Below are 16,982 nucleotides of genomic sequence, written 5' to 3' on the forward strand. Positions count from 1 at the left end.
ATCTACTTCCTGGCCTGACTCGTCGCGAGCGCAATGAGTTCGCGGGTCGACGGGTTCTTCTTGAGAATGTCGATGGCGCGCTGGAGCTGCGGGTCATCCGGCAGCGTGCGGCGCCGCAACGCCGAGTCGCCAAAGGCAAGTCGTGCGACGCGACGCTCGATCTCGCGGTCGATGTAGCGGGATGCTCCGTCGTAGAGCGCGCGGTCGACGGTCACACCCTTCTGTTTGAGACGGGCGTAGAGATCTTCCCGCCAGGCGGGCTGCACCTGGAAGTCGATCCGTACCTTGTCCTTGAGATCCTGGGCAAGGAGATAGACGGCGATGTACATGTCCTGCGACCTGGTCGCTGTCGCGCGGAGGAACGCCTGCTCCGGGGTCGTGAACGTGTCCGGCTTCACGAGGATGTCGGGCGTGATGGCGCCGCCGCCGTAGAGCAGGCGGCCCGCAGTCGACTTGTAGGTCGGTCGCGCACGACGCGCCGAGTCGCTCTCGAGCGAATCGGGATGCACCTCGACGTACTGTCCGTCGGGCAGGAGCTTGCGCTCCTTCTGAATGGAGCGCCCGGACGGCGTGAACCATTTGCCGGTGGTCATCTTGAGCGCGTAGCCACCGTCGAGGTTGTACATCGTCTGCACGAGGCCCTTGCCGAAGCTCGTCTGACCGAGAATGAGCGCGCGGTCGTGGTCCTGGAGCGCGCCGGCGACGATCTCGGCGGCCGAGGCCGAGTACTGATCGATCAGGATGACGATCGGCATCTCGGCGGCAATGGGCTTTTCACGCGCGTTGTAGACCTGCGGTTCGGCGCCGCGCCCGCGCACCGAAGCGATCTCGACGCCCTGCGGCAGGAACAGGTTGGAGATGGACAGTGCCTGATCGAGGTACCCGCCGGGATTCCGACGGAGATCGAGAATCAGGCCTTTGGCCCCTTCAGACTGGAACTTGCGAACGGCCGAGGAAATGTCGCGCGTCGACGACTCATTGAAGTTGTCGAGCGGGAGGTAGCCGATGCCGTCGAAGGTGATGGCGTAGGCCACCGCGGGGACGCGAACGATGGCGCGCGTGAAGACATTCTTGATGGGCTCCGTCACTCCCGGGCGCGCGAAGGTCACCGAGACCTTGGAACCCGGTGTTCCGCGCAGCGAATCGGCAACACGCGCATTGCTCCAGCCACGCGTCGAGAGGGTGTCGATCCCGATGATGATGTCGCCTTCGGTCACGCCAGCTGCTTCGGCCGGCGTGTTGTGAAAGACCTTGGCGACCACCGTGCCGCGTTCGCGCTGGTCCTCGATCTGCATGCCGAGACCGCCATACCGGCCACCCGTTGTGGTGTTGAACTGGGTGAGCTGGTGCGGCGAAAACAGCTCGGAGTAGGGATCCTGCAACTGGCCGACGAGCCCCCGCGCGGCCTTTTCGTAGAGCATGGCTTCGTCGATGGAATCGACGAATCGGCTCTGGACGAGGTCGAGCACCTGTCCGAGCAATCGCCCGCCGTCCTGGGTGGCGCGATCCTGGGCCATGAAGCCGCCGGCGACGAGTGGCGCGGCGACGACAAACCCGAGGGCGATCTTTCTGATCGGTTTCATGCGGTCATCCAGTGAGGGACGGACAGGCAGTGTGCAACGAATACGCCCGGCCCGCGAGCGGGTTCCTCAAGACGGGGACGAGCCGCGCCGGCGGGCCGGGTTTGCGAACCGGGGCGGGACCGACCGGAAGACACCTACGGCTGCCGTGTGACCCCGGGCATCCGCAGGAGGGACGGCGTGTCGGTTACGCGCGTCACCGGAAGGGTGCTGCATCCGGCGTCAGCGGGCTGGACCGGGGGCTTGGGCGACGGGGGCGTGACCGGCGGATCGGGGAGGAAGCGACTGAGGATCGGCAGGCGGGGATCGGCCATGGCTGTGCCTCCTGGTCAGGCGGAACGCATCGCGAGGACGTAGTCGACGTACCAGACGCGGTCTTGTTGGTGGACCCGCGCGTCGCGCACGATCCCGGCGGTGAGCAACATTTCATGCGCCGGCTGCAGCACGCGTTGGAGGTGGGACGGGTATCGCTGGACGAGCGGGACCTGTTCGGCCAGCGCTTCGAGTTCGATGCGCCAGGTGACGGTGTCCTCGGCGCGTGCGACCTCGAGCAGTCGGTAGAGGCGACGGGCAACCGGAGACGACAGGGCCTGATAGTGCGCGGCCACGAGCGACGTGGCGTGGCCGTTGGCGATGTTGGCGCGCAGGAGCGGCGCCAGCGTCACGCGGGCATCGCCCGGTTCGGAGGTGGTGACGTTGGGGAAGAGGGCGAGCTGCTCTCGATCAAGCACTCGCCGTCGATCGATGGAGACGGCCGACAGCACGGTGAATCGCCCGTCGAGCGTGTGTCCGGAGGACGCGCTGTAATACGCCGCGTTGGACTCGAGCGACGTGCGCTCGAGTCGGTTGAGCGCGGCGCGCAGCTGTTCGTAGGTGCGCCCATCGGCGCGGCGACCGATCGAACGGAGGAACGCGTGCAAAGTGAAGGTGACCGAACCGTCCTCGGGCTCACCAGCGTCGACAAACCGTCGGCAGATCTCCACGTACACGTCCTGGTCGAACGTGCCGGGCAGCCGGTCGCCTGGGCTCGGGAGAACGCGCCAGCGGCCGCCAGCAGGCGGTGTGTAGAGGATCGAGGCCTCTTCCGCCGAATCGCTGAGACGGAACAGGGGCAGCGCTTCGAGCGCCCGGTCGAGCAGGATGAGCTTACCGGGGGGGCGCCGTGGCGGGTGCGTGCGCCGGCGCTCGTCGCCGTTCGGGAACTCTCGCGGCCGCGCGTTCATCCGAGCTTGATCACCTGCCCGTTCACCGAACCGGCGGCCTCCGAGCAGAGGAGGGTCACCCAGTCAGCCACGGTCTCGCGTTCCACGTATGAGGTCCCCGGGTCGAGCGTGGCGAGATTGCTGGCCGTGCGGATGGCGGTCGGCGCGAGCGCGTTGGCCCGGACGCCGTGTTTGTGTTCCTCGGCCGCGACCGCACGCATGAGCGTGAGCACGCCGGTCTTGGCCGCTGCATAGGCCACGTGCCCGGACACCCGGTTCCCGGGGAGTGCCGCGGCCGAGGCGAAGTACACGATCGCGCCGCGTCCACGCCGAACGAGGGGAAGGAACGCACGCGTGGTGAGGAACGCGGTCGTGACATTCACGTCGAACATGCGTTGCCAGGCTTCTGGCGCCGTGTCAGCGACGGCCGCGCCAGCGTAGCCGCCGGCGAGACACACGAGGCTGTGCACCTCCCCTGAGGCGCGTGTGGCGAGCGACGATGCGACGGCCCCGAGGGCCGAGGCATCCGTCAGGTCGCACGCGTGGGCCTCCGCGCTCGCGCCGGCGGCACGGAGCTCAGCAGCGCGCTCGGCGACTTCGCCTGCGTTGCGGTCCAGGAGCACACAATGCGCGCCCAGCGATCCGAACGCCGCGGCCACCGCCTGCCCCGCCTGGCCAGATCGTCCGACGCCCGTGATCACGGCCACGCGGCCATCCATCCGCGGGCCGCTCACGCCTTCTCCATGCGACCGATCGCCGTGCGCAACGCTTCGCGAAGCTGGACAATGGCTTCGTCGTGCGCAGCGCTCGAGTCATCGCGCACATGCAGCTCGATGCCATCAGCAACGGCGACACGCCGCCACGTGTGCAGGCCGTTGCTGTCGTTGTTCGCGGCCGCGGGGACACCCGCCGCGAGCGCCGCCGCGAGCCACTGGGCCACGCGGCGCTCGAGTGCATCGCCGGTCACCTCTTTCATCTCGCAGCGAATGGCCTCGAGGTTCAGGCCTTCGCGCTGGCGGATCTTGATGGAGAGCAGCTGAAGGAAATGCCGATAGCCGTACGTCGCTGAGGTTCCCGCGCCTTCGGGGCGGTCCATCAAACGATTCGAGACGTAGAAGCGCACGGCTCGCGCAGACGGCATGGCGCGCGCCGAGGCGTTGGTTGGCCGTACGCCCACCGCATCCACCAGTCCGGAGACGTGCGCTGCGAGTCCGCGCGCATTCCAGGGTGCAAACCGCGCATGCGCGCGCAGCAGGGCGACAGGGGACTCCGGCATCCGGGTAGATTACGCGGCGCCCGGTGGCAGGCGCCAGACGAGCGAGCAAGCAACTCGTCAGGCGCGCACGGCGCGCGAACGCCGGGCCATGGTGCGGATCGGTTTCGTGTCGCGATTGATGGATCGCCATCCCCCCGATCATGCCACCGCCGCCGACCGCCAGGGACACGCGGTTCGCCCAACGGAGCGGATCGGCGTCCACCGGGCTATTGTCGTGCCGGTCGACGCCCGATCCGTCGGGAGTTCACCGCTTCTTCTTTGCCGCCTTCTTCGCGGTGGCGGCCTTCTTTGCAGGCTTTCTTGCGGCAGCCTTTGCGGGTGCTGCCTTCTTTCCGGATTTCTTTGCCTTGGCCGGTGCCGACTTCTTCGCGGCGCCCTTGCTGACGGTCCCCTGCTTTGCGCCAGCCTTCTTTCCGGTGGCCTTCTTTCCGCCGGCCGGCTTGCTCACTGTCTTGGCAGGCTTGGCGGGCTGACTGGACATCTTGGGCGCGGGCTTCGGCTTGGCAGCGGGCGCACTGGTCCTGGGAGCTGGCTTCGCCTTGGCAGCAGGCGCGCTGGCCTTGGCCGTTGGGGAGACCTTGGCGGCGGGTGCGGCCGGAGTCTTGGTCGGCGCCGCGGCCTTGGCTGCGGGCGCGGACTTCACCGGCGGTGTCGCCGCGGCGGCCGGTGCGGCCCCGGCTGGAGCTGGTGGGGTGGCCGGTCGAGCCGCGCGGCGACGCGGCGCTCCAAAGACGTCCTCATCTTCGACGTCGTCCTCGGCCGCTTCTTCTACGGTCTCGCTTTCCTCCTCCTCGTCGAGTGCGGCTTCGTCGGGATCCTCCCAGAGGGAATCGTCGTGCTTGGTCGATCCCCAGCCGTCGTCGTCATCGCCATCATCGTCGTAGGACGCGCCCCCACCGTATCCGACGTCGTCCATCTCGTCGTCGTCGCCGAACCGCAAGGCGCCATCCTGCGTGTCAACGCTTGCCATGTATTCCTCCGTGGTGAAAATCGGCCAAATAGGGAGTTGGACTCTGCTGCCCGGGACGCGTCCCCGGCGCATCGTCAGCAGGCGAATGCCTGTGACTGCGCCACCCGGGAGACACCTTGTACAATTGCGACGGGATTCCGTCAAGCCGCGTTCGTGTGCCGCCTCAATCCCGCGGGGCCTGGGATTCCAGGACGTCGGCGTCGAAGCCCAAGAGTCGCCGCTCGCGGATCACTCGAGTGAGCGCATCGCAGACACCCGGGTCAAAGCGCGTACCCGCTTCCCGGGAGACGCGGGCGGCTGCCTCCTCGGTGGACAGGGGAGGGGTCGCGGTTCGAGGCGCGGTGAGTTCGGTGAAGGCGCGGGCGGCGGCAAGCACACGGCCGCCTAACGAAATGTCGTCCCCCCGTGCCCGGCGCGGTCCGCCGGATCCGTCCCAGAACTCCCCCTGATCCCGCACGCCCTCCACGAGATCTGGCAGTGAGGTGAGTCCGGACAGGATGTCGAGGGCGCGCTGGGTGCTGCCCGTCGACCCACGGGAGCCGCGCGGACCCACGAGAACGCCAATGTCCGACAGCTGTGCGGCGCTGCGAATCTGCCACGCGCGATGGGGGGAGAGCCCGATGGCCACGGCCACCGCTTCGGCCACCGCCGCCAGGCGCCGCATGCGGCCTGCGTGTCCGGCTTCGCGGGCCTCGAGCAACTCGGTGACCCGGACGAGGGCATGCACCACGCCATCGGCGAGCGATTCCACCTCGCGGGCGTGTTCACGGGTGAGACGAGCGCTTTCGGCTTGCAGGAGGCGCTCCACATTGCGTTGCTCGAGGAGCAAACGTCGGCGCCGGATGGCCCGCTCGAGCGCATGCCGGACCTTCTCGAGCTCCAGCGGCTTGGCCAGGTAGTCCATCGCGCCGAGCCGTAGCGCTTCGGCGGCACTGGGGGCATCGGCGAGGGCGGACAGCATGACGATCGCGAGATCCGGGTCCACCCGGCGGGCCTCGGGCACCAGCTGCAGTCCCGACATGTCCGGCATGCGGATATCGCACACCATCAGCGTGTAGCGCTGGTTGCCGAGGTGGGTGAGTGCTTCGCCGGCGCTGGCCGCTGTTTCTACGAGGTAGCCGCGCCGGCCGAGGTAGCGGGCCAGGGATTCCCGGACCGCTTCCTCGTCGTCGACCAGGAGGACGCGATCGACGTCCGCATCTCCGATGACGAGGTTGGTCAGCATGGTCCCGCTCCGCCGAGCCGGCCGCTACGCGGTCGCAAGCGTGCTGTGGTCGCGGGCACGCGGAAACGTGAGCTGGAAGCGCGTGCCTTGGCCGGGCACGCTCTCGACATGAAAGTAGCCCCCGTGGGCGCGTACGATGCCGTAGCTCACGCTGAGCCCCAGCCCGGTGCCCTCTCCGGCCGGCTTCGTGGTGAAGAACGGCTCGAAGATGCGTTGCTTCGTTTCCTCGTCCATGCCGACGCCGCTGTCCTCGACGAACAGTGAGACGACGTCGACCGTGGACTCCGAGCGCACGATGAGTCGCTTCACGTCGGCACGCAGGAGGGCATACTCCGCGTTGATCACGAGATTCAGCAGGACCTGCTGCAGACGCTGACTGTCTCCGGCGACGACCGGTGCAGCGGGATCGAGATCGACCTTCACCTCGATACCGGCCGAACGCAGGCCGTAGCCACGGAGTCGCAGCGTCCGCTCGACCATTTCGTTGAAGTCCACGAGTTCCTGCGACGGTCCGGTTTTGCGCGAGAAGAGCAGAAGGTCGCGCACCACGCCGACGGCACGATCCGCCTCGCGCTTGATGAGGCGCACCGATTCGTGCTGTTCGGCGTCGAGCGGATCGTCCATCAGGAGCTGAGCGAAGGCCGAGATACCAGCCAGCGGGTTGTTCAGTTCATGCGCTACGCCGGCGACGAGTTCGCCGAGGGCGGCCAACTTCTCGCTCTGACGAAGTTGCTCCTCGATCCGGCGTTCCGCCGTGAGGTTGCGCACCGTCACCACCTGCGCGACGGGCACGTCATTCACGTCGCGGATGTAGCTGAGCAGCACGGAGGCCGGGAACGTGGACCCGTCGCGGCGTCGATGGATGTGCTCGGCCGCCCACACGCCGGCCGCTCCCGAGGTGCCGTCCGGGCCGACGCGACGCGCAACGTTTGCCGAGTCGACCAATCGGTCGAACAACACGGCCGGCGCGCCGTCGAAGGCATACATGTACTCGGCAATCGCCGCGGCGTTGGCATACATCACCTGACGATCGAGGCCGATGATGAGGACCGCCTGGTCCATCGTGGCCAGCGCGGTGGCCAGCATGTGTTCGCGCGCGCGCCGCTTCTGCTCTTCTTCGTTGAGGAGCAGGACGTCGGCGGCGAGGGCGAGTGAGGCGGCGAGATCGCCGAGCGTCTCGGCGTCGGTGCGATGGCCGGGGATCGGCGGTGCCGATGGCATCGACCAGAGCACGCCGAGCAACTGGTCACGCGCGACGAGCGGCACGAGCGTCGCTCCCGGTGGCACCAGGTGTCCTTCACCGATGGCCGCGAGGGCGTGGGCCGTCGCGTCCTGCTGCACGAGGGGTGACGACAACCGGGCCGCGCTCTCGGCGATGCCGATCGAAACGCCGGCCATGGGCTGCAATACGCCGGAGGCGGCGAGATAGTGAAGCGCCGCGCCGCTGGCGTCGACAAAAGCGATGGCCTTGCCCTCCGAGGGCACGGCGCGATCAATGGCGGTGAGCGCATCGAGCGCGGTGCGATCCGGTGCTGCGGCGCCCAGCACCGCGCGCGCGATGGCCGCCGCCGCTTCAGCCACTTCGCGCGACCGACGCTCCGCATCGAACTGGTCCGCGTTGCGGAAGGCGAGCGCGACCTGTGTGGCGAAGTCGCGCAGCAGCAGGCGCTCGTCCTCGGAGAAGGCATGGTGCGTGCGCCAGCGCAGCGCCAACGCACCCCGCACGCGGCCCTCGACGATGAGCGGCAACCGCGCGAACGACATGATCTCATCGGGGATGCGTGTGCCAGCGGTCAGCGTCCACACGGCACTCAGCGGATCGTCGCGAATGTCCTCGAAAAAGCCCTCCTCGCCGGCCAGCAGGGGTGCGGCAAACTCCGGTGCGGTGACGATGCGACTCGCCACACGCGAGAGTGTGTCGGCGCCGATGCCCGCGACGTAGCGGACGCTCGCAGTGCGGCGCGCCTGGTCCACCGAATACAGGGTCAGCCCCGAGGCGTCCAGCAGCTCGCGGGCAACGCGTGAGAGCTCGTCGAAGAACGAGGTCGCATCCACCGCATACGAGAGCGATCGGGCTGCCGACGACAGCGTCTCGGCGTGGCGTGCGGTGTGGGCAGCTGCGCGGTAGAGCCTGGCGTTCTCGATGGCGACGGCGGCGTGCGACGCCAGTGCGGCAAGCAACTCCTCGTCCCGTTCGTTGAACTCGCGTGTGAGATTCGCGGCGACCAGGAGCACGCCGATGGGGCGATCGGCGACGAGCAGGGGCGCGAGGATCGCGTTGACGGGTTCGGGGCCGAGCGTCGCCGCCAGCGCGTGGTCACCGGAGAGTTGCTGCAGGTCGTTGGTGCGAACGACGCGTCGGCCCAGCGCGACGCGCCGGACAAGGGTGGGTCGTGCCGGCGTCCGGTACCCGATCATCGATGCCCCGAGTCCGGCGGCACCCACCACGACCACATCGTCGTCATCAAGCAGCGTCAATGCCGACCCCTGGCCACCAAGGAGACGCGCGCTCGTTTCGGCCACGAGCCGGACCACGCGCTCGAACTCCAGCGATTGATTCAGTTGCTGAACGATGTCGGCCAGGGACCGGGCTTCGTTGGCGAGCTGCTGATCGTGCGCCAGGAGCCAGGCATTCCGGATGGCGAGGGCGGCCAGGTCGGCAAGGCACCCAAGGTTGGTCGTGTCAACGTCGGAGAACGCGCCGTCTCGCGGGTTCACGGCGAGAAGCGCGCCGACGACCGCTCCACCGGCGATGAGCGGCGCTGCGGCAAACTGCCGAACGCCGAGTGGTTCCAGGAATGCAGGATCGGCGAGGACCGAAGCAACCCCGTCGTGTACCACGGCATGCCGTTCAGGGAGCGCGCGAGGCGCAAAGACCTCCGTGCTCAGGAACGACTGACCAGTGAGGCTCGTGAGCGACGGCGCCGATTCGACGATGGCGAAAGATCCGCCGGCCCGCATGGCGATGCAGCCGCCTTCACACGCGACGGTGGCGCCGAGGAGCTCGATCACCGCCGCCGCGACTCGGTGCGGTTCTTCGAGCGTCGCGTTGATGATGCGCGTTGCCCGCAGGAGTTCCGCGGTGTCGAGTGCGTGCTGCGCCGCCTGGAGCGAAGGCTTCGTGAGGCTCACCGTTGGAAAAGGCGTCGTGGCCGGGTCGCCATGAGTTGACCGCTCGAAGGGACTGTGCGCAACCTCACAATTCTATTCGATTCACTCCTCGACGAACTCAACGTCGACCGTGTGGGGAATGACGCCCTGCTCAAAGCCTTTCTGGAGAAAGAGCCGAACGGCAGCTTTTCCGTCGGCGCCGTAGTCGAGCGTGCGCTCGTTGACGTACATGCCGACAAACGTGTCGGCCATCTGCCGCTCGAGTCCGCGAGCGTACGACATGGCATGGTCCAGCGCGGCCGCTCTGTGCTTAAGCGAGTACGCAATACTGTCCCTCAAGTGCCTCGAAAGTGTCCTGATGAGATCGGTGCCCAGGTCCTTGCGAACCACGTTGCCACCCAAGGGAAGCGGGAGCCCGGTCTCCTGGTGCCACCAGGCACCGAGGTCGGCGATGAGGTGCAGTCCGCGCTCTTGGTACGTGAGCTGGCCCTCGTGGATCAACAGCCCGAGGTCGACCGTACCTGATACGACCTCGTCTTCGATCTGATCGAAGGGCGTGGGGACGGCGATGAAGTTCGGCTCGAACAGCCGGAGCGCGAGGTAGGCGCTGGTCATCGGCCCCGGAATGGCAATGCGTGCGCCCTTGATGGACTGCGGGCTCATCGGCACTCGCGCGACCAGGCGCGGGCCATAGCGGTCACCCATGGAGGCTCCGTGGGGGAGCAGGGCGTAACGATCGGCGAGGTACGCGTAGGCGTGGATCGAGACGGCGGTGACCTCGAGTTCGCCCCGCAGGGCGCGCTGATTCAGCGATTCGATGTCCTGCAGCTCGTGTTCGTAGCGCAGGTCGCCGGTGTCGATCTTTCCGGCAGCGAGCGCGTAGAACATGAACGCGTCGTCGCTATCGGGGCTGTGGCAAACGGTGATGGTGCGGGGCACGGTATCGGGCACTGGAAGTTGGGAGCGGTGGCAGGAGGCGCGAACGTGCGTGTGCAGGTGCTGCGGGTCGGTCAGCGTCGGGTGAGTGCTGCCGCCGCGTCGATGTCGTTCTTGTGGCGAACGTACTCCTCCAGACTCTTGGCCATTTCCGTTTGCTCGGCCTTGGCGACACGAGCAAGCAGTCGGCCTGCGGTCGTGGAGTCGTTGCGCGCCTGGGCCACGCGCGCGGCGAGGATGAGGCCAAGCAGGTGGTCCGGGTTTTCGCGCAACAAGGTATCGGCCTGCGCCTGAGCGACAGCGAGTTCGCCGGCCATCTCGGCCATGCGGCCGTAGTCGTAGCGAAGGTCGTTGTCGAGGGGTGCGAGCGCCTCGTACGCTCCCATGGCCATGGACGCAAAGAAGCCCGCCGAGTCCGCCTTGCCCTGAGCCGACAGGTTCATGACGCGATCGAAGAGGCGGTCGGCTCGCTCACGTGGGGACATCGATGAGATATCGGGCGCGCGCCCGCCAGCCGCGCCGGGCGGCGGTGCGCCGAGCGGTGTTGCCTCGGACGAGGTGGGTGGGGTAGAGGCCCCCTGCTGTGCGGCCACCATGATGATGAGCGCGAGGAGCGCCGCGCCCGCCATCACCCACGGGAGAATCGATCGCCGGGCGCTATCGCCTGGGGACCCCAGACTCGATGCGGCTCCGGGCGCCGCACCGGGCGTCCCCGCGGCGGTACCACAGCGGTGACAGAAGCGGGCGCCCGGCGTGAGGAGCGCGCTGCACGACCCGCAGGTGACTCCGAGGAGCGCGGCACCGCACTCTCCGCAGAACTTGCCGCCAGACGGTGTGCCACAGGCCGGGCAGGGGATCGTGTTGGGTGACGACGAGGTGGACATGACGGGGAACATACGCGATCGATGGCGACGCGGTGGCCTCGAATCCTCGAGGGGATGCGCGGCGGTTCGGGCTGAGTGCGCCCGTCCCTTTCCTCGTGCAAGCCGCTGAGTTTCCTTCCTCAGCCCATGCCGAACACCTTCTCGGGCGCCTCCGCCAAAGACGTACTCGAGTACGCCGCCGCGCACAACGTGCGGTTCCTGCGACTGCAGTTCACGGACATCCTGGGCGTGAACAAGAATGTGGAGCTGCCGCGGTCGCAGTTCGGCAAGGCGCTCGCGGGCGACATCCTGTTCGACGGCTCATCGATCGAGGGGTTCGTCCGGATCGAGGAGTCGGACATGCTGCTCGTGCCCGACATTTCGACCTTTCGGGTGTTCCCGTGGGGAGATCCCGAGAGCCGCGTGGCGCGCGTCATCTGTGATGTGCACCGTCCCGACGGCACGCCCTTCGACGGCGATCCCCGGCAAGTGCTCAAGCGGCAGATCGCGCGCGCCGCCGAGATGGGCTTTGTGATGAACGCGGGGATGGAGGCGGAGTTCTTCGTCTTTCGGACGGCGCAGCAGGGAGAGTCGGCCACGGTGACGCACGACGTGGGTTCGTACTTCGACCTCGCGCCGGCGGACCTGGGCGAAGATGCGCGCCGCGCCATCGTGTCGGCCCTCGAACAGATGGGGTTCGAGGTCGAGGCGGCGCATCACGAAGTCGCACACGGGCAGCACGAGATCGACTTTCGCTACGCCGACGCGCTCACGACGGCGGACAACATCGCGACGTTCCGTTTCGTGGTGAAGTACGTGGCCAACCAGTTCGGCCTCGTGGCGTCGTTCATGCCCAAGCCGATCTTCGGGCAGAACGGCAGCGGGATGCATACACACCAGTCGTTGTTTCGTGATGGTCGCAACGCGTTCTGGGATGCGAAGGCGGAGTGGGAGCTGAGCCGCGTCGCTCTGCACTACATCGGGGGGATCCTGCGTCATGCGCGGGGTTTCTGCGCGGTCACCAACCCGCTGGTGAACTCGTACAAGCGGCTGGTGCCGGGCTTCGAGGCGCCGGTGAACGTAGCGTGGTCGATGCGCAACCGGTCACCGCTGGTGCGCGTGCCAAATCGTCGCGGGCCGGGCACGCGCGTCGAGGTCCGCATGCCGGATCCGTCGGCGAACCCCTACCTCGCGCTGGCGGTGATGCTGGCGGCGGGGCTCGATGGTGTGGCGACGGACGCCGATTACCGCGAGCCGGTGGACACGAACATCTTCGAGATGTCGTTCCGGGAAAAGCGCCGGTTGCGCATCGACGACCTGCCGCACGACCTGCACGAGGCGTGCGATGAGCTGGAGAAGGACGACGTCATCATGGCCGCGCTTGGCGACCATGTGGCCAAGCACTTCCTCGATGCCAAGCGGCAGGAATGGCGGGAATACATCACGCAGGTCCACCAGTGGGAGCTGGACAACTATCTGCTGAAGTACTGAAGCAGTCGAACGCGCCGCGTCAGTTTCACCTGTGTGTCAACCGAGTGGGCGCAGCGAGCAAACACTGGTGCGGCTGCCGGCTGTACGCCGCACCTTTGCCAGGCAAACCGGGCGGTGCCGCCTAACGCGGATACGGGTATCCCTTCGCCAGCAACTGCTCGAGTTCGTCGTCGTACTTGTACACGTCCCGGAAGGACCGGAGCAGCCCCGTGTCGTCGATGCCGGCCGTGTGGTAGACGATGAGCACAGGGATGTGCGAGTCGAGTCGCACGGTCTCCGGCTTGCCGGCCTTCATCGCCTTCTTCATCCGATCATCCGACCAGGCCGTGTCGCCCTCAAGGATCCACCCGGCGAGTCGCGTTGGCTCCGAGACGCGAATGCACCCGTGGCTCAGCGCGCGCTCATCGCGCTGGAAGAAGTGCTTCTCGTTCGTGTCGTGCAGATAAATGTTCAGGTGGTTGGGCAGCATGAACTTGATGCGGCCGAGCGAGTTGTAGTCCCCGGGCAGTTGTCGCACGCGCACGCCGTTGCCGATCTTCGCGATCGTGGCGGAGTCGGGAGTCAGCGCTCTGGCCGTGTCCGATGTCCCGCGGACGAGGATGTACCGGTTGCGCGCGAGGTACGTGGAATCCGCGAGCAGCTTGGGGATGATCTCCTCCTGCGCGATCGTCTTCGGTACCTCCCAGAAGGGCGAGAAGATGAGATGCTCCACCTCATCGACGAAGAGCGGCGTAAACCGATCCTCCACGCCACGGCCAACGACGACCTTCATCCCGAACGCGGGCGCCTGACCGCCGCGAACCTGGTCGTAGACGCGCAGGCGATACTCCGGCACGTTCACGATGATCGCGCGCCCATCCGCGCGTCGCGGCAGCCACCGCCAGCGCTCCAGCGAGAGCTCGGCGTCGCGCACGCGCTTGCGCAGGATCGCGCGCATGCGCGTTCTGGTGGGCACGTCGTACGCGCCCGTCTGCTTGAGGCGGTTGGACTTCTGGAACCGCGTGAGCGTGCGCGCGAGCGACGCATCGAGCGTGGTGTCGGCGGGCGGCGGCGGCGTGGCGGAGTCGGCCGGGACGCCAAGTGTGACCAGCACAGCGCGCAGTCGCGGTGCCTCGTGGAAAACAGCGCCGGTGGCGACCGGTCCCGCGTCGAGCAATGAGTCGGCCGCCAGGCGTCGCGCAGTCGGGAGCGCTGCCTGGAGCTGCCGGTACGGCGTCCATTGCGGTGCCGCCTGGTCAAAGACCGGCCACGGGTCCCGCGTGCGCGACACGGCGTACACGCCAGCACCCAGGTCAAACCCGGCGCGCGATCGAGAGAGCGTGGGATACGCCTTGGGCTGCCGCACGCGTCCCCAGCGCAGTGCACTGAGCGCACGCGCGGTAGCGACGCTCAGCGTGGCCTCGAATCGCGCCTGCGTCGAATCGTCAAACGGGCCCTGCCTCACCAACGAGTCCAGAAGCGGCGCATCGTAGTCGCGCGGCTCGAGTCCGAGGGAATCGACCGCGCCGAGGAATCGCACGACGCCCAGCGCGGACGCCGTCGGGCGGCCGCGGTCGGTCCAGAGCGGCGCCCAATTGACCCGCTCGTACGCCCGCTGTACTTCTGACGCCACATCGCCAATGCTCGGCCACCGAGCCCCCGCCAGACGTGGCGCCTGGAGATAGGCACGCACCGGCGACGTTGGGAGCACGGTCGTGTCGGCCAGCTGCGCGTCGGACAGCGACGGCAGCAGCAGAGCGGCAACGAGCGTCGAACGAAGAACGGCCACAATCACCCCGTGAATTCGTGAAACCTAGCCATGGCAGCGCGCGGTGGTTCGGCACTCCGACCGCCAACTCGCCCGACCGGCGCTGCGCGTGATCTCCGCGGACGACATCCGTGCGGCCGAGCGCCGCGTCCGCAGCCACATTCGTCATACCCCGGTGTGGGCCCTTCCGTCACCACACGGCGGGCCCAGTCTGCTGGCTAAGGCTGAGCACCTTCAGACCACCGGGTCCTTCAAGCTCCGAGGGGCGTTCAACCGGCTCCTCACGCTTTCGGAAGACGATCGACGCCGGGGTGTGGTGGCCGCCTCGAGCGGAAACCACGGAGCGGCCGTCGCTCACGCGTCTCATGTCCTCGGCATCGAAGCCACGGTTTACGTGCCGGAGGGAGCGTCCCCGCCCAAGGTTGCAAAGATCCGCGACCAGGGCGCGCGGGTGCTGTTCGTGGGGACCGATGGCCTGGACACCGAGCAGGAAGCTCGGCGCGCGGCGGAAGCGTCCGGCCGTCCCTACATCTCCCCGTATAACGATGAGGGGGTGATGGCGGGGCAGGGAACTCTGGCCGCGGAGCTGGTGCGGGACGCTGGCCCCCTGGACCGGGTGTACGTCGCGGTCGGCGGCGGTGGACTCATCGGCGGAATGGCGATCTACCTGGCGGCCGCCTCCCCAGAAACCCGCGTGGTCGGTGTCCTGCCAGCGGCCTCGCCTCACATGGCGGTTTCCGTCGCGGCCGGCCGGATCGTCGATCAGCCCACTCGCCCGACGCTCTCGGATGGAACCGCGGGTGGCATCGAGCCCGGCGCCATCACGTTCGAGGCCTGCGCGCGATTCGTCCACGGGTGGATGACGGTGAGCGAATCGGAAATCGCCGCGGCCATGCGCTGGTGGTCTGGCCATTCGCCGGACCCGATCGAAGGCGCCGCAGGCGTCGCCATCGCCGGCTGCCTTCGCGACCTCGATCAGGGAGGTCGCTCGGCGTTCGTGGTGTGTGGCGGCAACGTGGCGCCAGCGATCTGGGATGGTGTGATCGCTGGCAAGCTTCCGTCCCCCTGAGGGCGTCGAGGGCGAGCCGATCCGGCGGCGCGTCGTGGATTACTTGCCGAGACCGATCGCCAGCCCGAGACGGACCACGAAGTTGGATCCGCTGCCTGACGAGCCTTCGACCTTGGTATTGCCGACGCCGGGGATGTTGACTTCGACGTCACCGAAGTTGATGAGGCCATAGGTGGCCCCGAGGTCGAGGTTCACGCGGGGCGACAGGCGAAAGAGCACGCCGCCGCCACCGTTGAGCTGCGCCCCGCTGGCGGACGCCGACACGGATGTCCCCTGGACGTCGACGTCGATGGACTGCTGGAGAAAGGCGACGCGGCCCGAGAGGTAGGGGGCGAAGGTGCTCGACCCCACGTCGAGGATGCGCCGCGGCTCGAAGAACACGCCGGCCAAGGTGACCGTTTCCTTGCTTCCGTCATCGAACTCGAGGTCGTGGGCCGACGACTGGACGCCGGCGCCGAATGACCACACGCTCGGCGTCAGGCGAACCTGCGCCTCCAGGCCGATACCACCGGAAAGGCCCTCGTAGGCCTCTCCCTGTGCACCGACCGAGAGGCCGGAGACCTGGATCGACCAACGTTGCGCCGACTGGGCGTGCGCGAGTCCGGGCGCGAGGAGGGCGGCGGCGAACAGGGAAACACGGGCGAAGGGGCGCATTGGGGTCCTCGAGAGGTGGAGGCGATGTGGCGTCTCGTCCACTCAGGCGCAGACGGGTGCGTCCACGGCTCACGCGTCAGCGCGGGCCCACGTCTTGCGATGCCTTGGGGATCGTGGTCATATGGTAGAGCCCGACAGCGGCTTCCCCGGCCGCCACCCCTGCCTTCAGCGGTACGTTGTGACTTCTTCCCACCCGACGTCTGCCGACGTCACCCGGCTGCTCCTCGAGCTGCAAGGGGGCAATGCCGACGCGAGCGAACAGCTCATCCCCCTGGTGTACGGCGAGTTGCACGACCTGGCCGCGCACTACATGCGGAATGAGCGCAGCGAACACACGCTGCAGCCTACCGCGTTGGTGCATGAGGCCTACATGCGGCTGGTGGACCAGCGTGGCGCGACGTGGCAGAGCCGTTCGCATTTCTACGGCGTGGCGGCGCAGGCGATGCGTCGCATTCTGGTGGACCACGCCCGCCGCAAGCGCGCCGCCAAACGCGAGGGCGGTCAGCGGGTGACGCTCGATGCCGAGATCTCGGTAGAGGCGCCAGCGGATCGGTCGCTGGACCTGATTGCACTCGACGACGCCCTGATGAAGCTGGCAGCGGTGGAGCCGCGCTACGCCAAAGTGGTCGAGCTTCGCTTCTTTGGTGGCCTCGAGATCGAGCAGGTGGCCGAGGCGATGCAGATCTCGCCGGCGACGGTGAAGCGGGATTGGACGTTTGCGAAGGCGTTCCTCCAGAGAGAGCTGGATGCCTAGAGGGACGGATCGACGGACGGTGAGCCGTTGGGCCGGCGTTTCGCGCCTGATCGTTTGGTGAGCGCAGCCGACCCGAGTCGGTGAGACCCTGATGCCAGTGTTTG

15 protein-coding genes are annotated in these 16,982 nt (G+C 67.7%); 3 read left to right on the top strand and 12 right to left on the bottom strand.

Annotated features, from left to right (window positions below; all coding sequences use genetic code 11):
• Window positions 1-2: 2 nt before the first annotated feature.
• The 10 genes from IT361_11145 to IT361_11190 all read right to left on the bottom strand — a co-directional run bounded on the left by IT361_11145 (window position 3) and on the right by IT361_11190 (window position 11,184).
• A complete protein-coding gene (locus IT361_11145) occupies window positions 3-1,583 on the bottom strand; it encodes a S41 family peptidase (GenBank protein MCC6318235.1) in 1,581 nt (526 codons plus the stop codon).
• Between the two features lie 134 nt (window positions 1,584-1,717).
• On the bottom strand, window positions 1,718-1,894 hold the full coding sequence (locus IT361_11150) for a hypothetical protein (GenBank protein ID MCC6318236.1): 177 nt from the start codon (window positions 1,892-1,894) through the stop codon (window positions 1,718-1,720).
• Between the two features lie 15 nt (window positions 1,895-1,909).
• Window positions 1,910-2,803 (bottom strand): replication initiator protein A, encoded by an 894-nt coding sequence (locus IT361_11155; protein ID MCC6318237.1) that lies wholly within the window; start codon window positions 2,801-2,803, stop codon window positions 1,910-1,912.
• The gene (locus IT361_11160; GenBank protein ID MCC6318238.1) at window positions 2,800-3,516 is read right to left on the bottom strand and encodes an SDR family NAD(P)-dependent oxidoreductase; all 717 of its coding nucleotides are present in this window, start codon (window positions 3,514-3,516) and stop codon (window positions 2,800-2,802) included. Before IT361_11160 ends, IT361_11155 begins: the two co-directional genes overlap by 4 nt.
• Complete coding sequence (locus tag IT361_11165; GenBank protein MCC6318239.1) at window positions 3,513-4,058, bottom strand: hypothetical protein; 546 nt, start codon at window positions 4,056-4,058, stop codon at window positions 3,513-3,515. The genes IT361_11160 and IT361_11165 overlap by 4 nt, the downstream gene beginning before the upstream one ends.
• Window positions 4,059-4,302: 244 nt before the next feature.
• Complete coding sequence (locus tag IT361_11170; protein MCC6318240.1) at window positions 4,303-5,028, bottom strand: hypothetical protein; 726 nt, start codon at window positions 5,026-5,028, stop codon at window positions 4,303-4,305.
• Between the two features lie 163 nt (window positions 5,029-5,191).
• Window positions 5,192-6,253 (bottom strand): response regulator, encoded by a 1,062-nt coding sequence (locus tag IT361_11175; GenBank protein MCC6318241.1) that lies wholly within the window; start codon window positions 6,251-6,253, stop codon window positions 5,192-5,194.
• A 24-nt stretch (window positions 6,254-6,277) separates the two neighbouring features.
• Window positions 6,278-9,385, bottom strand: a complete 3,108-nt coding sequence (locus tag IT361_11180) for a GAF domain-containing protein (protein MCC6318242.1) — start codon at window positions 9,383-9,385, stop codon at window positions 6,278-6,280.
• Between the two features lie 81 nt (window positions 9,386-9,466).
• Window positions 9,467-10,252: an ABC transporter substrate-binding protein gene (locus tag IT361_11185; protein MCC6318243.1), complete on the bottom strand. Its 786-nt coding sequence runs from the start codon at window positions 10,250-10,252 to the stop codon at window positions 9,467-9,469.
• Between the two features lie 122 nt (window positions 10,253-10,374).
• On the bottom strand, window positions 10,375-11,184 hold the full coding sequence (locus tag IT361_11190; protein MCC6318244.1) for a zinc ribbon domain-containing protein: 810 nt from the start codon (window positions 11,182-11,184) through the stop codon (window positions 10,375-10,377).
• 126 nt (window positions 11,185-11,310) lie between these two features.
• Between IT361_11190 and glnA the strand changes: the two genes are divergently transcribed.
• Entirely contained in the window at window positions 11,311-12,654 is a 1,344-nt protein-coding gene (gene glnA, locus IT361_11195) for a type I glutamate--ammonia ligase (GenBank protein ID MCC6318245.1), read from the top strand.
• A 121-nt stretch (window positions 12,655-12,775) separates the two neighbouring features.
• Here the strand turns inward: glnA and IT361_11200 are convergent, their stop codons facing one another.
• Window positions 12,776-14,428, bottom strand: coding sequence for a L,D-transpeptidase family protein (locus IT361_11200; protein MCC6318246.1), 1,653 nt, complete (start codon window positions 14,426-14,428; stop codon window positions 12,776-12,778).
• A gap of 82 nt (window positions 14,429-14,510) precedes the next feature.
• On the opposite strand from IT361_11200, the gene IT361_11205 reads away from it, so the two are divergent.
• Window positions 14,511-15,470, top strand: coding sequence for a pyridoxal-phosphate dependent enzyme (locus tag IT361_11205; GenBank protein MCC6318247.1), 960 nt, complete (start codon window positions 14,511-14,513; stop codon window positions 15,468-15,470).
• Between the two features lie 39 nt (window positions 15,471-15,509).
• Here the strand turns inward: IT361_11205 and IT361_11210 are convergent, their stop codons facing one another.
• Window positions 15,510-16,124 (bottom strand): outer membrane beta-barrel protein, encoded by a 615-nt coding sequence (locus tag IT361_11210; protein MCC6318248.1) that lies wholly within the window; start codon window positions 16,122-16,124, stop codon window positions 15,510-15,512.
• A 121-nt stretch (window positions 16,125-16,245) separates the two neighbouring features.
• Here IT361_11210 and IT361_11215 point away from each other — a divergent pair, with 121 nt between their 5' ends.
• Window positions 16,246-16,878, top strand: coding sequence for a sigma-70 family RNA polymerase sigma factor (locus tag IT361_11215; GenBank protein ID MCC6318249.1), 633 nt, complete (start codon window positions 16,246-16,248; stop codon window positions 16,876-16,878).
• Window positions 16,879-16,982 lie beyond the last annotated feature (104 nt).

The sequence above is a fragment of the Gemmatimonadaceae bacterium genome (assembly GCA_020846935.1).
Classification (GTDB): Bacteria; Gemmatimonadota; Gemmatimonadetes; order Gemmatimonadales; family Gemmatimonadaceae; genus RBC101.